The organism is Moraxella equi (genome assembly GCF_002027555.1).
GTDB lineage: Bacteria > Pseudomonadota > Gammaproteobacteria > Pseudomonadales > Moraxellaceae > Moraxella > Moraxella equi.
The window spans coordinates 1-16,236 of the sequence record NZ_MXAP01000028.1; the positions used below are offsets into that span (position 1 = coordinate 1).

Genomic DNA, 16,236 nt, shown 5'->3' on the forward strand with positions numbered 1-16,236 from the left:
ATTTTGATTTAACAATGCCCTCTATTTAATGAATGTTAGGGTATTGTAGCATATTTGGGGTTTGTGGGGTGTATCTACTTTCCACCGCCAAGACAGCCTTGGCAAAGAGGAAGCAATGAAAACACCAATGGGTTATTAAGAGAATATTTCCCCAAAGGGTCTGATATTAACCAGTGGGACAATCAATACATACAAACAAAGGTCGCCAAACTCAATCTGCGACCTAGAAAATGTTTAAATTGGCGAACACCTTATGAGGTCTATTATCAAAAGGTGTTGCAGTTAGTTTGATGATTCAAGGGTAAAAAATGGGGCTGACGTAGATTAGCAACTATGCTATACTACAAATATGGATTATTCATTGCTCATTTTGTTTAGTATATGAATCCTAATACGACCAAGATTTTAATACAGACGCAACATAAGGAAAAAACAATGAACCAACAAAGTACTTTAACGCTTGCAGGCATTCCTGAAACGATGCTGATTACATTGTGGGCAAAAGCGATTGAAAGCCAGCACAAAAACCCCATCATCAAAGATGAAAAAGCCTTAGAGCTTATTCAACAAATTGATTATGATTTTAACAAATTTAAACGGTCAGCATTTTCACAAGTTGGTATTGCCACACGAGCAAAACTAATTGATGATGAGACACTTGCCTTTATTAACAAACATTCGCAGGCAATTATTATTCAAATTGGTGCAGGTCTGGATACCAGATTTTATCGGCTTGGTTGTCCAAGCCATATTGTTTGGTATGATATTGATGTGTCAATGGCTATGGCTTATAGAAGCAAACTAATCGCACCCCAAGACAATGTGCATATGCTTGATTTTTCAATGCTTGATAAAGAATGGGTGGCGTATATTCAAAATAAAGATTTGCCAATTTTGGTGATTGTTGAGGGCGTGCTGATGTATTTTGATGAAAGTAAGGTGCGTCAATTTTTTGATTTGTTATGTGATAATTTTAATCATCTTGAAGTTGTTTTTGATATGTTGTATTATAAAGGTGTCGGTAATGTCAAAAAAACCGATGCCGTCTCAAAAACAAAAGACCAACCTGAATATCTTTGGTCAATGTTAAATAGTCGGGATATTGAACACTGGCATCACAAAATTCATTTTGTCAAAGAATACCATATGAGCGATTATTATGGTAATCGCTGTCCCTTTCCTTTTAATTTATTATATAAATTGCCTTATTTTTATAAAAACTTTAATCAAAGAGTTGTCAAATTGGAGCTATATTAACTATACCCAAACAACCTAAAAAGGCTACAAATTTGTTTTTGGGCGTAAGGTGCGTAACACCCACCATTTCAAAGCCTAAGTCCAAAACGGTGCGTTATACGCACCTACAAGCCCGTAGGTTGGGTTGAGTTTATGAAACCCAACAAATTAAGGCTTGGGTTTAAATGTTGGGTGGAACGGCGGTTCAGTCCAACCTACAATCTTATTTTTGGAGTATATATGAAAAAAGTTTGGTCAGCATCCATTGATTTGGTGCGTATGAAAGTTTATCCAATAGGGTCAAGCTATGATGGTTTATTTGATTATCATGCTTATCGGCTCAATGAAATTAAGATTACTCAAAATCCCGATAGCCAGATTTTAAAACAAAAAAATCAGGAAGATTGGAACAGGATTTGTGAAATATCAGCATCTGATTATTTTGAAAAATCTCGTGTTCTACCAAGCAGTTTATGGTTGGAAACCACCAATTGTCCTAAAGATGGAGAGTATCTTTTTTAGCTTATGGTAAAAAAGTTTTAAATCAACAATGTGGCGAAATTTTTAAACAATTCAATTTGGGGCAAAACGATTTAACCCCAGTGCATATTTACGATATACATACAGGCAAATTGTGGAAAGAGGAAACTTTTTATGTCTTGAATTTACAACCCAACCGCAACACCAAATAAAATAAAGAAGTGTTCATCAATTTAATGTATTATTAAGTTACACCCCCCAAACCACAAAATCACCACACGCCCCCATGTTCCAAAACAGCTCATCTAGATCATCAGTCATCCAACCTTGTCTTAAAGACTTAGCTTGACTCCATTGATACTCAATGGGGTTTAAGTCAGGAGAGTAAGGGGACAAGAACAATAAACGATGTCCATGCCTGTTTAGTAGCTTTTGGATTCTTTTATTTTTTTATGAGTAATGCCCAATCTTTTTAAAGCTTTGTAAATGCCCATGTCAGTACAACCAAATCGTCTTGCTCGCTCATACAGGTAATCATAAGGGTAGTCTTCTACATCTTTGAGTAATGCTTCATCATCTATCTTTTTAGGCTTTACGTCTTTTGTTGGTTTAATCTCTATGTTTTGTTGCCAGTTTTGTAAGGTACGAGTAGAGACATTAAGTAAAGAAGCTACCTTGCGATAAGACATGCCTTTGTCATTGATGAGTGCCAAAGCTTTTTTACGAAAGTCTAAGGAGTAGGTCATGGTATTTAGAGTCTCTGTTTAATGAGTGTTAGGGTATTGTAGCATATTTGGGGTTTGTGGGGTGTATTTTTACGCTTGAAAAAGCGACCGCCACCCCCATTTATTCCTAAATTCATCTATTTATTATTATCATGACCACCAAACTTACGAGTCTAAATATCGCCCCCACCGTAAACGCCAAACGCACCGAAATCCAAAACCCCGAGCTGTGGCAGTTCCCCATGGACTACCCCATGAGTATCATCGGACACGAAGGCGAGCATGACAGCCTACGCCATGAAGTCACGCTTATTTTGGCAGAGATTTTCCCTGATTTTGACACCGCCAGCATGGTCGTCCGCCCATCCAAGACAGGACGATTTCACGCCCTGCGGGTCAATCTACACCTAACATCTGCCGATGAAGTCAATCGCCTATACACCGCTCTTGACAAAGCCAAAACAGTCAAAACCGCTGTCTGACGATTTACATACATTTACCAAAGACCGCCCGCAAGAGTTGGTCTTTTTTATAAACTTTAAAACATCACAGCCCATTTATCTCATTTGCTTTTGTCTTACTCATCGAAATAACCACCATGCACACCATACCCCCCAAGTCCCCAACCGCCCTACGCATTTTACACACATCCGACTGGCACATCGGCAAACGCCTTTTTAACCACACTCGATATGATGAATTTGAAGCCTTTTTAAACTGGTTACACACCGCCATCAGTACCCATGACGTGGACGCACTCATCGTGGCAGGCGACATCTTTGACACCGCCACCCCCAGTAACAAAGCCCAAGAGCTGTATTATGACTTTTTGGGCAAAGTCGCCAAAAGCCCCTGCCAGCACGTCATCATCACCGCAGGCAACCACGACAGTCCCACCTTTTTGGACGCCCCCAAAGCCATTTTAAAAACACTGAACGTCCAAGTCGTCGGACAAGCCACCGCCGACATCCATGATGAAATACTGTTATTAAAAGACAAACCACAAGATGACTTAAAAAATAATTTAAAAGACAAATCACAAGACAACCCAAAAGACGACTCAAAAATCAATTCAGACATCGTGCGTGCCATCGTCCTTGCCGTGCCTTATCTGCGTGACAAAGATGTCAGGACAGGCGGTAGTTTTGAGCTGACAGGACAGCGAGACAGCGAGACCGCCCAAGGCATTGCCAAGCATTATCAAAGCCTTGCCGAACACGCCATCGCCCTAAGAGATAAACACCAAGCCAGCCCAAACCAGCCCCCCATTCCCATCATCGCCACCGGTCATCTGTTTAGTGCAGGGGCGAGCGTGTCATCGGATGATGACGGCATGCGAAAAGAGACCTTTGTCGGCACACTCGGGCAACTGCCTGCCAGTATTTTTGCCAATGACATCAACTATGTCGCCCTAGGACACATCCATGCCCCGCAAAAGGTTGCAGGACAAGATCGCATTCGCTATTGTGGCTCGCCGATTGCCATGGGCTTTGGTGAGATTGGTAAGGACAAAGAGGTCTTGATTGTTGATTTTGACCCCGTCACAGCGAACACGCCCCACATTCATGCCCTGACCGTACCCGTCTTTACCAAGCTAGTGAGACTACAAGGCGACACCGACAGCATTAAGCACGCCTTACGCCCCCTAATCGCCGAAAACCAAACCATCTATGCCGAGATTATCTATGATGGGCAGGCGTTAGAGCCAAATTTTGCTAAAGACATTAAAGCCTTTTTGACAGACACCAAAGTCCTACCCCTAAACATCCAAAACAACACCCAACGCAGGCACGTCCTACAAAGCACCCATCATGACGAGAACCTAAAACAGCTCACAACCATGGACGTGTTTGAGCGACTTTTAGACAGGAGAGCGGTGAGCAATGATGAAAAAGATGAGCTAAAAGTCGCCTATCAGCACATCATCCAAGTTATTCATGAGCAGGACGTGCAGGCGGACTGACGGTGTATGGCTTGGCTTTTATCTTACTTATTTTTATCCGACTGATTTTTTACTCAATTTATTTTAAAGTCATTTTACCAATTTATTTTGCCATTTATTTATCCAAAATATCATGAAAATACTTTCTTTATCATTTAGCAGTCTTAACTCTTTAAAAGGCAACTGGCACATTGATTTTACCGATGACGCCTTTGTCAATGACGGGCTGTTTGCCATCACAGGACAGACAGGGGCAGGCAAGACCACGATACTAGACGCCATCTGCCTTGCCATCTATGGACAGACGCCAAGGATTAGCACCATCAGCAACACCCAAAACGAACTCATGAGCGTGGACAGAGACGACTGCCACAGCGAAGTGGTGCTACTCATGAATGAGAGTACAGGCGATAAGCTCTATCGGTTCAGCTTTGAACAACGGCGAGCAAACAAAAAGCCCGACGGCAAATTACAACCCATCAAACGCCAAATCAGCCTACTGACCTACCCATCCGATGACGGCACCATCATCGAGACCAAGCCGAGCGTGTGCGACAAAAAAGCCATAGAAATCATGCACATGAACTTTGAGCAGTTTACCCGTTCGGTCATGCTTGCCCAAGGCAATTTTTCCGCCTTTTTAAAAGCCGAAGCCAACGAAAAAGGCGAAATCCTAGAACAAATCACTGGCACGTACATCTACGCCAAAATCAGCCAAAAAGCCTTTGACGTGCATAAGCAAAAAAAGGAAGAGCTACACCAATTAGAGCAAAAAGTAGGCGACATCAATGTCATGGATGATGAGCATTTCTCCGCCTTGGAGCGACGTATCAGCGATGATGACGCCCGTCTTCGTGACACCCAAACAAGCCTGCAACACCTAGATACCATCATCGGCTGGCACCAAGACCAAACCCAAGCCCAAGCCCATATCACCAAGCACCAAGCGGACATTGTGACCGCCCAGACAGACATCCAGGCCTTTGACAAGTCGGCGATTCGCTTACGCCTTGATAATCTGGCTCATGAGCTATCGCCCATCTACCAAGAACTCACGCGTGAGTACCACACGCTAACTCACACCCACACCGCCCTAGCCGAACTACAAAACGCCCTACCCGAGCTAGTACAAGAACAGCAAACCCGACAAGCACAAAAGGACAGCCATCATGGTACCCTGACCGCCCACAAAACCCAGTATGAACAAGCCCTACCCCTGTTCAAACAAGTGCGAACGCTAGATAACATCATCGCTCAGGACAAATCGGCAATCGACAAAATCAGCCACGCCATCACGAACGAGCAGACGATGATAGCTAATGCCAAGCAGGCGATATCAGAACTACACAGTCAGCAGGATAAGCACCAAACCACGCTACACACCATCAATGACCGCCATGAGCACATGGCACACTATCCCGACATCAAGCAAGATGTGGGCGTGCTGTCAGGTCATGAACGTGAGCTTGGTACGACTTTGGCACAGCTTCGTCAGTACACCCAAAAACTACACGCCCAAACCGATGAGCTAAGCCACAAAAATCAACAAATCAATGACAAACGAGACGAACTGCGGACCCAAAAAGAGCAGTTAGCCCAAAGTGAGCATGACCATCAAGCCCTTATCGGACAAATCAGCGAGCTATTACAGACATCGCTCATGTTATCTGATATTGATAATGACAAATTGGCGTATTATGGCACGCATTTTCAAGATAAGATTCATCACATCAAAGAGCTGTCGCATTTGACTTATGCCCTTAGCCAGCATGCAGAGAGCCACAGACAGTTAAATGGACAACTTCATGAACTAAGCACTCGCCTGCATGACAATGCCGAGCAAGAGCAAACCGTCCTATCTGCCATTTCTGCCCTAAACGAGCAAATTACCCAAGAGCAAATCACCCTAACCGCCCTACAACAGCATTATGACACCCAGCAACAGCTCATCGCCCTAAAAGAACATCATGCCAAACTGACCGATAATGAACCCTGTCCGCTGTGTGGTTCATTAACACACCCGTATGCCCTTAACAACCCCTTTATCCATGATATTGATGATGGCACCAAAACCGCCATCACCCACACCACCCAAAAAATAGAAACACATAAAGAAAACCTGCAAGCTCACAAAGAAACACTTGCCAATATCACCAGTGCAAAAGTGTATTATGGCGAGCAACGACAAACATTAACAGCACAAAAAAATGAAATCATCACAAATATAAACCGTGATTATCAAACCATCATCACACAAGAGATAATAAAAAACGTCCATCATGAATTACCCATGGCATTAGATGACAATTCACCCAAGATAAAAGAAGTCATTAATACATTAAATGACATCATTCAGCAGGCATTAGCCCATTTAACTGGCAGTTATGATAACTATCATACATTACAGCACGCTTTTACCCAAAAAAACCAAGAGCTAAATAACTTACGCCAAAATCTTGACATCATCACTCAAGACGGTAAAGCCCTAAAAAATCACATCGAAATCATCACAGAACAAACACAAGACACCAAATCCGCCATCGCTGATTATGAACAAAGCATTCATGAGCTTATCCATGCCATCACTGCCAAATTAGGGCGATATCAAAAAGGCATGGATATAAACATGGATAATGTTATTAATGTTATTAATGTTATTAATGATATTAATAACAACAATAATGACAGCCACACATCATTATTAGCAAATATTCATCAGCATATTGGCGAGCTAACCCAAATCAGCCAAGACCATGACAATTACCACGCCCAAAAACAGCAATTAGAATCCGAGCTAAGCCACATTCAAATTCATCTGACCAATCAAACCAAACAATTAAATAACCATCAAGAAAAACTGCATGAATTAGAGCAAGAAAAAATATCCCTAACCCAGCACCACGACAGCCATATATCAGAGCGTGAAGCACTGTTTGGCACGGATAATGTCGATGACAAAGAAGCCATGCTACGCCAAGCGATAGATGAGAGCGAGCGGGCATTTCATGACAGCCAAGAGAGCCATCAAAAGTCCCAGCAAGCCTTATTAAGTCTAAATGAAAAAATCAGCCATCATCAAAGCCACATTGCCACGCTTGATAAGCACATTGATGAATTACAACATAATTTTAATGAATCACTAACAGACAAAGGCTTTAAAGACACCGATGAATTTTTATCGGCATGTATGGATAATGATGAACGCTTGGCATTAGGGCAAACCGAGCAAAATCTACATTATGCCTTAAAACAAGCCCGTGATAATCTTAACTATTGGGAACATAAGCTAGATGACATCATGACCGCCAAACCTGATGATAAAGTTTTGGCGGATATTTTAAAAGACATGGAGAAACAACATGAATCCAATACAACAAATGACAAATCGAAAAATATGACATTGGATGAATTAAAACAATATAAAGAGCAATTACAAAGCCGTCATTATGAACAGCTGACCGCCTTTGGTGAGCAAAAACAGCTATTTATGAATGCCAAGAACAACAGAGAAAAGCACGGCTCTTTGATGAATTTAATCAGTCAAAAACAGCAGGATTTGGTCGTATGGGCAAAGCTCGATGAACTCATCGGCTCCAAAGAAGGCATTAAATACCGCAACTTCGTCCAAGGACTGACCTTGGAGCTTATGCTCCATCACGCCAATGATGTCCTTAGCAAAATGGACAGTCGCTATGTCCTAACTCATGGCGATGATAAGATAAACAAAAGCCTATTAGAGATAAATGTCATCGACACTGCCCAAGGCAGTGAGATTCGTAGCACCAAAAATCTCTCAGGGGGCGAGAGCTTTATTGTGTCATTGGCACTGGCAATGGGCTTATCACAAATGAGTAGTGAGAATGTCAGCATTAACTCATTGTTTTTGGATGAAGGCTTTGGCACATTAGATGATGAGATATTGGACATTGCGTTATCGGTATTATCATCATTAAAAGATACGGGTAAGATGATAGGCATTATCTCACACGTCCAATCATTAAAAGAACGCATTCCCACCCAAATCCACGTCAAAAAAATCGCTAATGGCGAAAGTAGATTATTAGGTTCGGGCGTGAGTTAGGTGTGGTATGATTTGGTGAATGATTTTAGTTATTATATTACCAAATAATTTATAACATTGGTGTTACCATTATGAATTTCAAGAAATTTATCTTCGCTATTTTCATACTTACATATAGCGAAATCGCCCTTTCATCTATTTGCAAACCACCAAATATATTTTATCATTTTTTTGAATTAGGTGCTTGTCTACCTGATGACACCAGCATCAATAAAGAAAGATATGATAACTCAATTGTGTTTAATGTTTTATATAAAAATACCCCCATTAGGGTTGAGTTAGGTGGTAGACAAAATGGGAATATTTATACTATTTTGGGTAAGGATTTTGACAGAGAGATTTTACACAATCTGCCACCTATGTCATCTTATTTTGGCAATGGAAATGAAATACACAAATGGGGTATTGGTAAACAAAGGTTATCCGTATCTATTTTTAGTACTGGTAATTCTAATGTAATGATTAACTACCAAGGAAGTGATGAACAGGAGAAACTCGGAGATGAGTTTATGTATTCTTTATTTTTAATTTGTAAGCAGGATGAAGTCCCAAATATTAATCACTGCGTAACAATTAATGGCATAACAGACAAAATCCCTGTTAAAATCCCCACATCACCCTCTAATAGACATTAAAAATCCAAAACAAATGGGGCGTATTATATTGCCAAAATATTACCGCTATGTTAATATAAAACAAATCCACATTTTTATCAAGGAGTCCGCATGGCAACCGCCCCAAAAAAGCAGTCCGCTACCAAATTTCGTGACGAATTCTCTGACACTCTCTCTCGCCTAGAAGAGTTGGTTGAACACGCCAGTGCTGATGATTTGACCCAAATTGGGATTCGCTTGGCAGAGTACTTGCCTACCACCAATGTCGCCCATCAGTTAAGTGGCGAGCTGGGTGCAAGCAAATCCAAAGACACCGAGCTTGCCCCCAACTGGCGTGAAGGCGGTTATCCTTATAAGCATCGCATGAGCCGTAAAAACTACGAAGCCCAAAAGTACAAATTACAAATTGAACTTCTAAAACTACAACGCCACGTTAAAGAAACAGGACAAAAAATTGTCATCCTTTTTGAAGGGCGTGACGCCGCCGGTAAAGGCGGTACCATCAAACGCTTTATGGAACACCTAAACCCCCGTGGTGCTAGGGTTGTCGCCCTAGAAAAGCCGACCGAGACCGAACGTGGGCAATGGTATTTTCAGCGTTATGTGCAGACCCTACCCACCGCAGGCGAGATAGTGCTGTATGACCGTTCGTGGTACAACCGTGCTGTGGTCGAGCGTGTCATGGGCTTTTGCAGTGATGATGAATATCACACCTTTATGGAGCAAGTGCCTGCCTTTGAAAAACACCTAACCCAGTCGGGCATTACGCTCATCAAGTTTTGGTTCTCGGTAAGCCGTGAAGAGCAAAAAGTGCGTTTCTCTCGCCGTGAGCATGACCCGCTAAAACAGTGGAAACTCTCGCCTGTGGACAAAGCGTCCCTTGACAAATGGGACGACTACACCATCGCCAAAGAAGCGATGTTCTTTGAGACCGACACGAGCGAATCGCCATGGATTGTTATCAAATCCGACTGTAAAAAGCGCGCCAGACTCAACGCCATGCGTTATGTCCTAAACAAGCTGGACTATGCCGACAAGGACGACTCACAGATTGGCAACATTGACCCGCTCATCGTGGGGCGTGCAGGGGCGTTGTACGAGACTGACGAGCATAAGGATGTAAGCAAGCGACCCACCAAAAAATAAGCTCCGCACCAAGCCATCTGCCCCACTTATCAGACTTATCAATCCATCAGGGGCAGGCGGTTTTTGGGTAATGCCATCGGCAAATCTCATATCATAAAATCCTACCCCAAACACACTGCACCATGCCCCTACTCACCGCCACCGCCCTATCCTACCACACCCCAGACCGTACCTTGCTTGACAACGTGTCTTTTGCCTTACATCATGGGCAAAAAGTCGCTCTGGTCGGTCGTTCGGGTTCTGGTAAATCGGTGTTATTGCAAGCCCTAGCCGATTTGTTGCCTTTGGATAGTGCTATTACTGATAGGATTATGTTAAATAAAAATGGGAAACTAACACCTCTTAGCCAAATCCCTCTACCCGATTACCGCTCTGCCGTTGCCCTATTTCATCAAACGCCTAGCCTATCGGACGGCACGGTGCTTGACAATCTAACCGCCCCCTTTGGTTTTAAATACCACCAAAACAAAAAAATTGATAAAAGTTGGCATTTACAAAAACTTGCCACACTTGGCAAACATGACAATTTTATCAACCAATCAATCCATGAGCTGTCAGGGGGCGAACGTCAAATCGTGAGTTTTTTGCGGACGTTGCAATTTAACCCAACGGTCACCCTATTTGATGAAACCACGTCCGCCCTTGATGATGAGACGGCACTTTTGCTCATGAGACTCGTGCTAGACTGGCATGATGATACCAAAGCCTTGATTTGGGTTACACACACGCCAAACGAGCAACAAGCGTTGGGGGCGGATTTATGGCGTATGGAGAATGGGGTGTTGGCGGTGTAAATTATGGCAATCACACTTACCCTAACCGACATCGCCCTAGCCAGCACCTTACTGCTTATCACGATAGGCGTGTCGGCATACCTGCGACTTGGCTTGGTCGGTACGCTCATCATGGCAGGGGTGCGGACGGTCGTGCAGTTGTCCATGATTGGGCTGATTTTGGCGTGGGTGTTCGCTCGGGAGAGTGCGTGGCAGGTGCTTGCGATTTTAACCATCATGACACTCATCGCAAGCGTCTCGGCAAAAGGTCGGGTCAAACGCCCCTACAAGGGCTTACTGTCCGATAGTATTATCTCGCTGTCGGTTGCCACGGGCATGGTTACGCTGATTGCCATGATATTGATTTTAAAGGTGTCGCCTTGGTATCGCCCCCAGTACATCATACCGATTTTGGGGCTGATTTTGGGCAATTCTCTGACCGCCATATCCTTAACAACCAACGAACTTGTGAACGCCATGCACGACAAGCAATCCCTTATCAAATCTCGCCTATCGCTGTCGGCTACCCCCTTTGAAGCAGTGCATGAGCTTGTCAAATCGGCGGTGCTAAATGGCCTAACCCCAACCGTCAATTCCATGCTCGTGGTCGGATTGGTGAGCCTACCAGGGATGATGACAGGGCAAATACTGGCAGGGGCTGACCCCACACAGGCGGTACGCTATCAGATTGTTACCATGTTTTTTATCTGTGCGGGCAGTACGCTGTCGTGTACGCTGTCGGCGGTGCTGGTGGTTCGGCGGTTTTTTGATGAGCGTGGGCGGTTTATGGTGAAGTGATGAAATCACGGTAAGTCATTTAGTATAATTCTTCCATCTTTTTTCAATCCCCATGCCCTTCTATTTATTAAAAACCCTATAAACCTCTAAATTTTGACAAAATTTATAGCAAAGGCTATAATTTAGCGTTATATTTTATATTTTTTGGAAACATAACATGAACTTTGAATTATATATTGAAAATTTAGGTGCGATTGATAAAGCACAAATTACCATTAATCCCTTAACCATTTTGGCAGGGGAAAATGGTACAGGTAAAAGTTTTGTTACCAAGTTTTTATATTCGGTATTAAATGTTTTGATGAGGGATACTTATAGAGTCTATTTAAATGATAACATTGAGCAAGTTTTGTCAGCTTTTAAAGGTTTGGATAGCACCCTAAGAGAAAAATATCCATCATTAAAAAAAATTAAACTTTTTTTAGATGACTTACAAAACATCTTAAATGATGAACAATTCTCCTACCGTTCTATTTTCAATAACGATATTATAAATAATTTAGAAATAGTTTTAAATGATTACAACGAAGAAGTCAAAGAAATAACAGATGAATTACAAAGCTCTTTGTCGGATAATGAGGTAAAAAATCCTAAACAAATAAGACAGTCCCATAAACAAAATGAATTTATCAATTTATGGATTTTTAGATCATTTTTAGAAGATTTTATTTCTGTAATTTCAGATGTTGAATATCATCAAGAAAAAGCTTGTAAAATTTATCTTTCTGATGAAATAAAATCAAATTTTCAAATATCAAAATTAAATCAAATTATTAAAAATGGAGAAAAAAAATTATTATTTAAAATAAAAAATATGATTGAAATTGAGATTGTTGAAAATGAAATAAAAATTAACCATGATGTTAAAAAAAATAATATTTTAAATATTGACCGTTTAGTTTTTTTTGAAAGCCCCACATATTGGCGATTATCAAAGGATTTACTAAATAACACTGAAAGATTAAAGGTTTTTTACTTATCTAGTATGATAAATGACGAACGTTTGACAGGCATTCCAAAGCATTTTTTAGATTTAAGAGAATTGGTATTTGCTGATTTTAAACATGGTGAAAGACCCAAGTTTGTTGAACAATGTGCCAATGACTTACAAAATTATTTAAATGGTAAGTTTAAAACCGACAGTCATGATTTGTCTTTTGAAACCAATACAGGGCAAACCATTAACAAAAATCTTATCTCGTTTGGCATGACAAATTTGGGTGTTATTCAGGCGGTTTTAAACAAAAATATCATCAATAAAGGCTCGTTTATTTTTATTGATGAACCTGAAAGTAATCTACACCCAGAATGGCAAGCGGTTTTGGCGGATATTTTGGTTAAATTGGCAGAAAATGGTGTGTTTGTCGTCATTACCACGCACAGTTCAGATATGTTAAAGGCATTGGATGTTATCAGTCAAGAAAGAAATCATGATGAAAGTTTTGTGTCGGCAAACTATTTTGAAAAAAACGGGCAACTAACTCAATTTGATGACTATGACGTTCAAACTATCGGAAAATTTAATCTGATATCTAAAAAGCTATTAGAGCCTTATGCAATGATGACTTTTGCAAAAAAAGGTGGGTTTTTTGATGATTGAGTTATCTAAATGTACCATGCAACATGATGTAGATAGAAACGGCAAGACTGAAAAATCTAATAAAACCGCTTTTTTGTTTGATGACAATGATTTAATGAAAAAACTGGGTTTTAACGACATTAATGCTTTTAAAAAGGTTGATTATGTTAAAATTCACAATGACAAAGTTTATTTAATTGAATTTACTGATTTATCTAATGAAATAAAAGAGTGTTTAGATATTTCTTTATTGTTAGACATTAAGACTTCTGATATTATTAAATTCCTTAAAGAAAATAATGCGGATTTAAAGATGATTAAGAAAAAATTATGGCTTGAAGTCATTGAAGAGTTTAAAGGGAAATTTATCAGTAGCATTGCTTGCTATGAGCGATTGCTTAGGCTAAATAATCAAAATACCGATTTTCAATATAGCCTAATGATTGTATTAAAAAATGAAACTGACCCTAAGTATTTTAATTTTTTAGATATTTTTTTAAAGCAAAAATTAAGAAACCTAACTGGTGAAATTCAAATTTTAAGAACAAAGGATTTGTAATGGCAAAAAAATCCTCTTACGTCTGCCAATCCTGCGGAGCCAATTACGGCAAATGGTCAGGGCAATGTGCCGACTGTGGCGAATGGAACACGCTCACCGAAGCCCCCAATGTCGCCATGCCCCACCACAAAAAAAACACCGCCAAATCCACCCCAAAAACCGCCAACTATGCAGGCGACAGCTCAGGGGTCATGACCCTTGCCAATGTCGGCTTTTCGCTAGAAACTCGTATGCCCACAGGCTTGGGCGAGTTTGACCGTGTGCTTGGCGGTGGGCTTGTAGCAGGCTCGGTGGTGCTGATTGGGGGCGACCCAGGTATCGGCAAATCCACAATCCTTTTGCAAACCGCCATCAACATGGCAAGTAGCGACTCGCTGGCTGGCTCGGCTCTATATATCACAGGCGAAGAGAGCCTGTCGCAGGTTGCCATGCGTGCGGTGCGACTAGGGCTGCCGACCGACCGCCTAAGGGTGCTTGCCGAGACCAATGTTGAGACCATTTGCATGGCTCTGACCGCCGAACAGCCTGCCATTGCCGTCATTGACTCCATTCAGACGCTCTTTACCGAAGCCATACAGTCCGCCCCAGGGGGTGTTGCCCAAATCCGCGAATCCGCCACCGTCTTGACACGCTATGCCAAGCAGACAGGCACGGCACTTTTTTTGGTGGGACACGTTACCAAAGAAGGGGCGTTGGCAGGGCCTCGTGTGCTAGAACACATGGTGGATACGGTGCTGTATTTTGAAGGCGAGTCCGATAGCCGATTTAGAATGATTCGCGCGGTCAAAAACCGTTTTGGGGCGGTCAATGAACTGGGTATTTTTGGCATGACTGATACAGGTTTAAAGGAAGTTGCCAATCCGTCCGCCATTTTTTTGAGTCGATATGACAAGCCTATTGCAGGGTCGGTGGTCATGGTCAGCCGTGAAGGCACACGCCCTTTGCTTGTGGAAGTGCAAGCGTTGGTGGACGATTCGCAAGGTCAGCCCAGACGTATGGCGTTGGGGCTTGATTATCAACGCCTATCCATGCTCCTTGCGGTCATGCACCGTCATGGCGGTATCTACACGAGTGGTCAGGACGTGTATGTCAATGTCGTGGGCGGGGTCAAGGTCATGGAGACAGGCTCGGATTTGGCGGTGCTGATTGCCTGTGCGTCTAGCATTAAGGAAAAACCGCTCCCTGCACGGCTGTGCGTATTTGGCGAAGTAGGGCTATCGGGGGAGATTCGCCCTGTGCCAAATGGTCAAGAACGCCTAAAAGAAGCGATGAAGCACGGTTTTACCCACGCCATTATCCCCAAAGCCAACGCCCCCAAAGCAGGCGATAAAAATTTTGCCAATATCAATATCATTGCGGTGGATAGGCTAGATGATGCGTTGATAAAGGCGTTTGAGCTTGCGTGATTGGTTTTTGCAGTTAAATAATCTAAATAAAAGCTATGCTAGTATCTTTTTTAAAAAATCTTACCGCCCATGGCATTCAATATAGCCTAATTATCCTATTGCTAATTATTTGGCAATTGGTCATTGGATTTGGGTTATTGCCTGATTATTTATTGCCATCGCCCATGCAAATCATTAAGGCATTTATTGATGATTTTTATTTGCTGATGAGTCATGCCAAATATACGCTGATTACGGCATTTTTGGGAACGGTGATTGGGCTGATATTAAGTTTTTTATTATCAATTTTAATGGATTTTTCCAAAAACTTTCGTCAAATGGTCTATCCAATTTTATTATTAAATCAAACCATTCCTACCATTGCCATTGCCCCTTTACTTGTGATTTGGCTTGGCTATGGCATATTGCCAAAAGTGGTGCTGGTGGTGTTGTCGGTATTTTTTCCGATGACGATTGCACTTGTGGACGGTTATAATTCGGTACAAAAAGAGCAATTAAATCTCTTTCGTTCATTAAAAGCAAATCATTATCAAACTTACCGCCATCTAAAAATACCGTCCGCCATGGGGTATTTTTTTACAGGATTAAAAGTGGCGTTGTCGTATGCTCTTATCTCGGCAGTGGTGGCAGAATGGCTTGGCGGTTATCATGGGCTTGGGGTCTATATGACCCGTGTGCGAAAATCGTATGAGCTGGATAATATGTTTGCGGTGATATTTTTTATCAGTTTTTTGACGCTTGTATTATTGGCAAGTATTAAATTAATTGAAAGGCAGGTATTAAAATATCAGTATTTAAAATGATTGTTTAAATTAAATTGTAAAAATAAGAAACAGGGTGTGTGGTACACATCAATATATTGTTTTATTTAAAAGACGCGTAATACGCACCTTTGTA

Annotated in this window: 15 protein-coding genes and 1 pseudogene; 14 read left to right on the top strand and 2 right to left on the bottom strand. The window is 41.6% G+C overall.

Annotated elements, in window-relative coordinates:
- Positions 1–72: 72 nt before the first annotated feature.
- From B5J93_RS02895 to B5J93_RS02905, 3 genes and pseudogenes are all read left to right on the top strand, one after another.
- A pseudogene (locus tag B5J93_RS02895) lies at positions 73–291 on the top strand (transposase); the annotation flags it as partial.
- A gap of 144 nt (positions 292–435) precedes the next feature.
- On the top strand, positions 436–1,257 hold the full coding sequence (locus B5J93_RS02900) for a class I SAM-dependent methyltransferase (RefSeq protein ID WP_079324444.1): 822 nt from the start codon (positions 436–438) through the stop codon (positions 1,255–1,257).
- 219 nt (positions 1,258–1,476) lie between these two features.
- A complete protein-coding gene (locus B5J93_RS02905; RefSeq protein ID WP_079324446.1) occupies positions 1,477–1,758 on the top strand; it encodes a hypothetical protein in 282 nt (93 codons plus the stop codon).
- Between the two features lie 207 nt (positions 1,759–1,965).
- Here the strand turns inward: B5J93_RS02905 and B5J93_RS02910 are convergent, their stop codons facing one another.
- Both B5J93_RS02910 and B5J93_RS02915 read right to left on the bottom strand, forming a co-directional pair.
- Positions 1,966–2,112 carry a transposase gene (locus B5J93_RS02910; protein WP_228144849.1) on the bottom strand — a complete coding sequence of 49 codons (147 nt, stop codon included), beginning with the start codon at positions 2,110–2,112 and terminating at the stop codon, positions 1,966–1,968.
- A 26-nt stretch (positions 2,113–2,138) separates the two neighbouring features.
- Positions 2,139–2,462, bottom strand: coding sequence for an IS630 transposase-related protein (locus tag B5J93_RS02915; RefSeq protein ID WP_079324448.1), 324 nt, complete (start codon positions 2,460–2,462; stop codon positions 2,139–2,141).
- A 131-nt stretch (positions 2,463–2,593) separates the two neighbouring features.
- On the opposite strand from B5J93_RS02915, the gene B5J93_RS02920 reads away from it, so the two are divergent.
- The 11 genes from B5J93_RS02920 to B5J93_RS02970 all read left to right on the top strand — a co-directional run bounded on the left by B5J93_RS02920 (position 2,594) and on the right by B5J93_RS02970 (position 16,142).
- Complete coding sequence (locus B5J93_RS02920; RefSeq protein ID WP_051226110.1) at positions 2,594–2,923, top strand: YbeD family protein; 330 nt, start codon at positions 2,594–2,596, stop codon at positions 2,921–2,923.
- 116 nt (positions 2,924–3,039) lie between these two features.
- Complete coding sequence (locus B5J93_RS02925) at positions 3,040–4,404, top strand: exonuclease SbcCD subunit D C-terminal domain-containing protein (protein WP_079324450.1); 1,365 nt, start codon at positions 3,040–3,042, stop codon at positions 4,402–4,404.
- A 112-nt stretch (positions 4,405–4,516) separates the two neighbouring features.
- Complete coding sequence (locus B5J93_RS02930) at positions 4,517–8,464, top strand: AAA family ATPase (RefSeq protein WP_079324452.1); 3,948 nt, start codon at positions 4,517–4,519, stop codon at positions 8,462–8,464.
- Positions 8,465–8,535: 71 nt separating this feature from the next.
- Positions 8,536–9,099: a hypothetical protein gene (locus B5J93_RS02935; protein WP_079324454.1), complete on the top strand. Its 564-nt coding sequence runs from the start codon at positions 8,536–8,538 to the stop codon at positions 9,097–9,099.
- Positions 9,100–9,189: 90 nt separating this feature from the next.
- On the top strand, positions 9,190–10,224 hold the full coding sequence (gene ppk2 / locus B5J93_RS02940) for a polyphosphate kinase 2 (RefSeq protein ID WP_079324456.1): 1,035 nt from the start codon (positions 9,190–9,192) through the stop codon (positions 10,222–10,224).
- Between the two features lie 122 nt (positions 10,225–10,346).
- Positions 10,347–11,018 carry an ABC transporter ATP-binding protein gene (locus tag B5J93_RS02945; protein ID WP_079324458.1) on the top strand — a complete coding sequence of 224 codons (672 nt, stop codon included), beginning with the start codon at positions 10,347–10,349 and terminating at the stop codon, positions 11,016–11,018.
- 3 nt (positions 11,019–11,021) lie between these two features.
- A complete protein-coding gene (locus B5J93_RS02950; RefSeq protein WP_079324460.1) occupies positions 11,022–11,795 on the top strand; it encodes an ABC transporter permease in 774 nt (257 codons plus the stop codon).
- 157 nt (positions 11,796–11,952) lie between these two features.
- Positions 11,953–13,395, top strand: a complete 1,443-nt coding sequence (locus B5J93_RS02955; protein WP_079324462.1) for an AAA family ATPase — start codon at positions 11,953–11,955, stop codon at positions 13,393–13,395.
- Positions 13,385–13,933 (top strand): hypothetical protein, encoded by a 549-nt coding sequence (locus tag B5J93_RS02960; RefSeq protein ID WP_147285784.1) that lies wholly within the window; start codon positions 13,385–13,387, stop codon positions 13,931–13,933. The genes B5J93_RS02955 and B5J93_RS02960 overlap by 11 nt, the downstream gene beginning before the upstream one ends.
- On the top strand, positions 13,933–15,339 hold the full coding sequence (gene radA, locus B5J93_RS02965) for a DNA repair protein RadA (protein WP_079324466.1): 1,407 nt from the start codon (positions 13,933–13,935) through the stop codon (positions 15,337–15,339). The genes B5J93_RS02960 and radA overlap by 1 nt, the downstream gene beginning before the upstream one ends.
- A gap of 35 nt (positions 15,340–15,374) precedes the next feature.
- Positions 15,375–16,142: an ABC transporter permease gene (locus tag B5J93_RS02970; protein ID WP_079324468.1), complete on the top strand. Its 768-nt coding sequence runs from the start codon at positions 15,375–15,377 to the stop codon at positions 16,140–16,142.
- Positions 16,143–16,236 lie beyond the last annotated feature (94 nt).

What these genes read in the sequence shown, in the direction of transcription:
- B5J93_RS02900 (WP_079324444.1), top strand. Translation starts at nt 436, where the DNA reads ATGAACCAACAAAGTACTTTAACGCTTGCAGGCATTCCTGAAACGATG.
- B5J93_RS02935 (WP_079324454.1), top strand. Translation starts at nt 8,536, where the DNA reads ATGAATTTCAAGAAATTTATCTTCGCTATTTTCATACTTACATATAGC.
- B5J93_RS02915 (WP_079324448.1), bottom strand. Translation starts at nt 2,462, where the DNA reads ATGACCTACTCCTTAGACTTTCGTAAAAAAGCTTTGGCACTCATCAAT.
- ppk2 (WP_079324456.1), top strand. Translation starts at nt 9,190, where the DNA reads ATGGCAACCGCCCCAAAAAAGCAGTCCGCTACCAAATTTCGTGACGAA.
- B5J93_RS02950 (WP_079324460.1), top strand. Translation starts at nt 11,022, where the DNA reads ATGGCAATCACACTTACCCTAACCGACATCGCCCTAGCCAGCACCTTA.
- B5J93_RS02955 (WP_079324462.1), top strand. Translation starts at nt 11,953, where the DNA reads ATGAACTTTGAATTATATATTGAAAATTTAGGTGCGATTGATAAAGCA.
- B5J93_RS02925 (WP_079324450.1), top strand. Translation starts at nt 3,040, where the DNA reads ATGCACACCATACCCCCCAAGTCCCCAACCGCCCTACGCATTTTACAC.
- B5J93_RS02970 (WP_079324468.1), top strand. Translation starts at nt 15,375, where the DNA reads ATGCTAGTATCTTTTTTAAAAAATCTTACCGCCCATGGCATTCAATAT.
- radA (WP_079324466.1), top strand. Translation starts at nt 13,933, where the DNA reads ATGGCAAAAAAATCCTCTTACGTCTGCCAATCCTGCGGAGCCAATTAC.
- B5J93_RS02920 (WP_051226110.1), top strand. Translation starts at nt 2,594, where the DNA reads ATGACCACCAAACTTACGAGTCTAAATATCGCCCCCACCGTAAACGCC.
- B5J93_RS02945 (WP_079324458.1), top strand. Translation starts at nt 10,347, where the DNA reads ATGCCCCTACTCACCGCCACCGCCCTATCCTACCACACCCCAGACCGT.
- B5J93_RS02930 (WP_079324452.1), top strand. Translation starts at nt 4,517, where the DNA reads ATGAAAATACTTTCTTTATCATTTAGCAGTCTTAACTCTTTAAAAGGC.
- B5J93_RS02905 (WP_079324446.1), top strand. Translation starts at nt 1,477, where the DNA reads ATGAAAAAAGTTTGGTCAGCATCCATTGATTTGGTGCGTATGAAAGTT.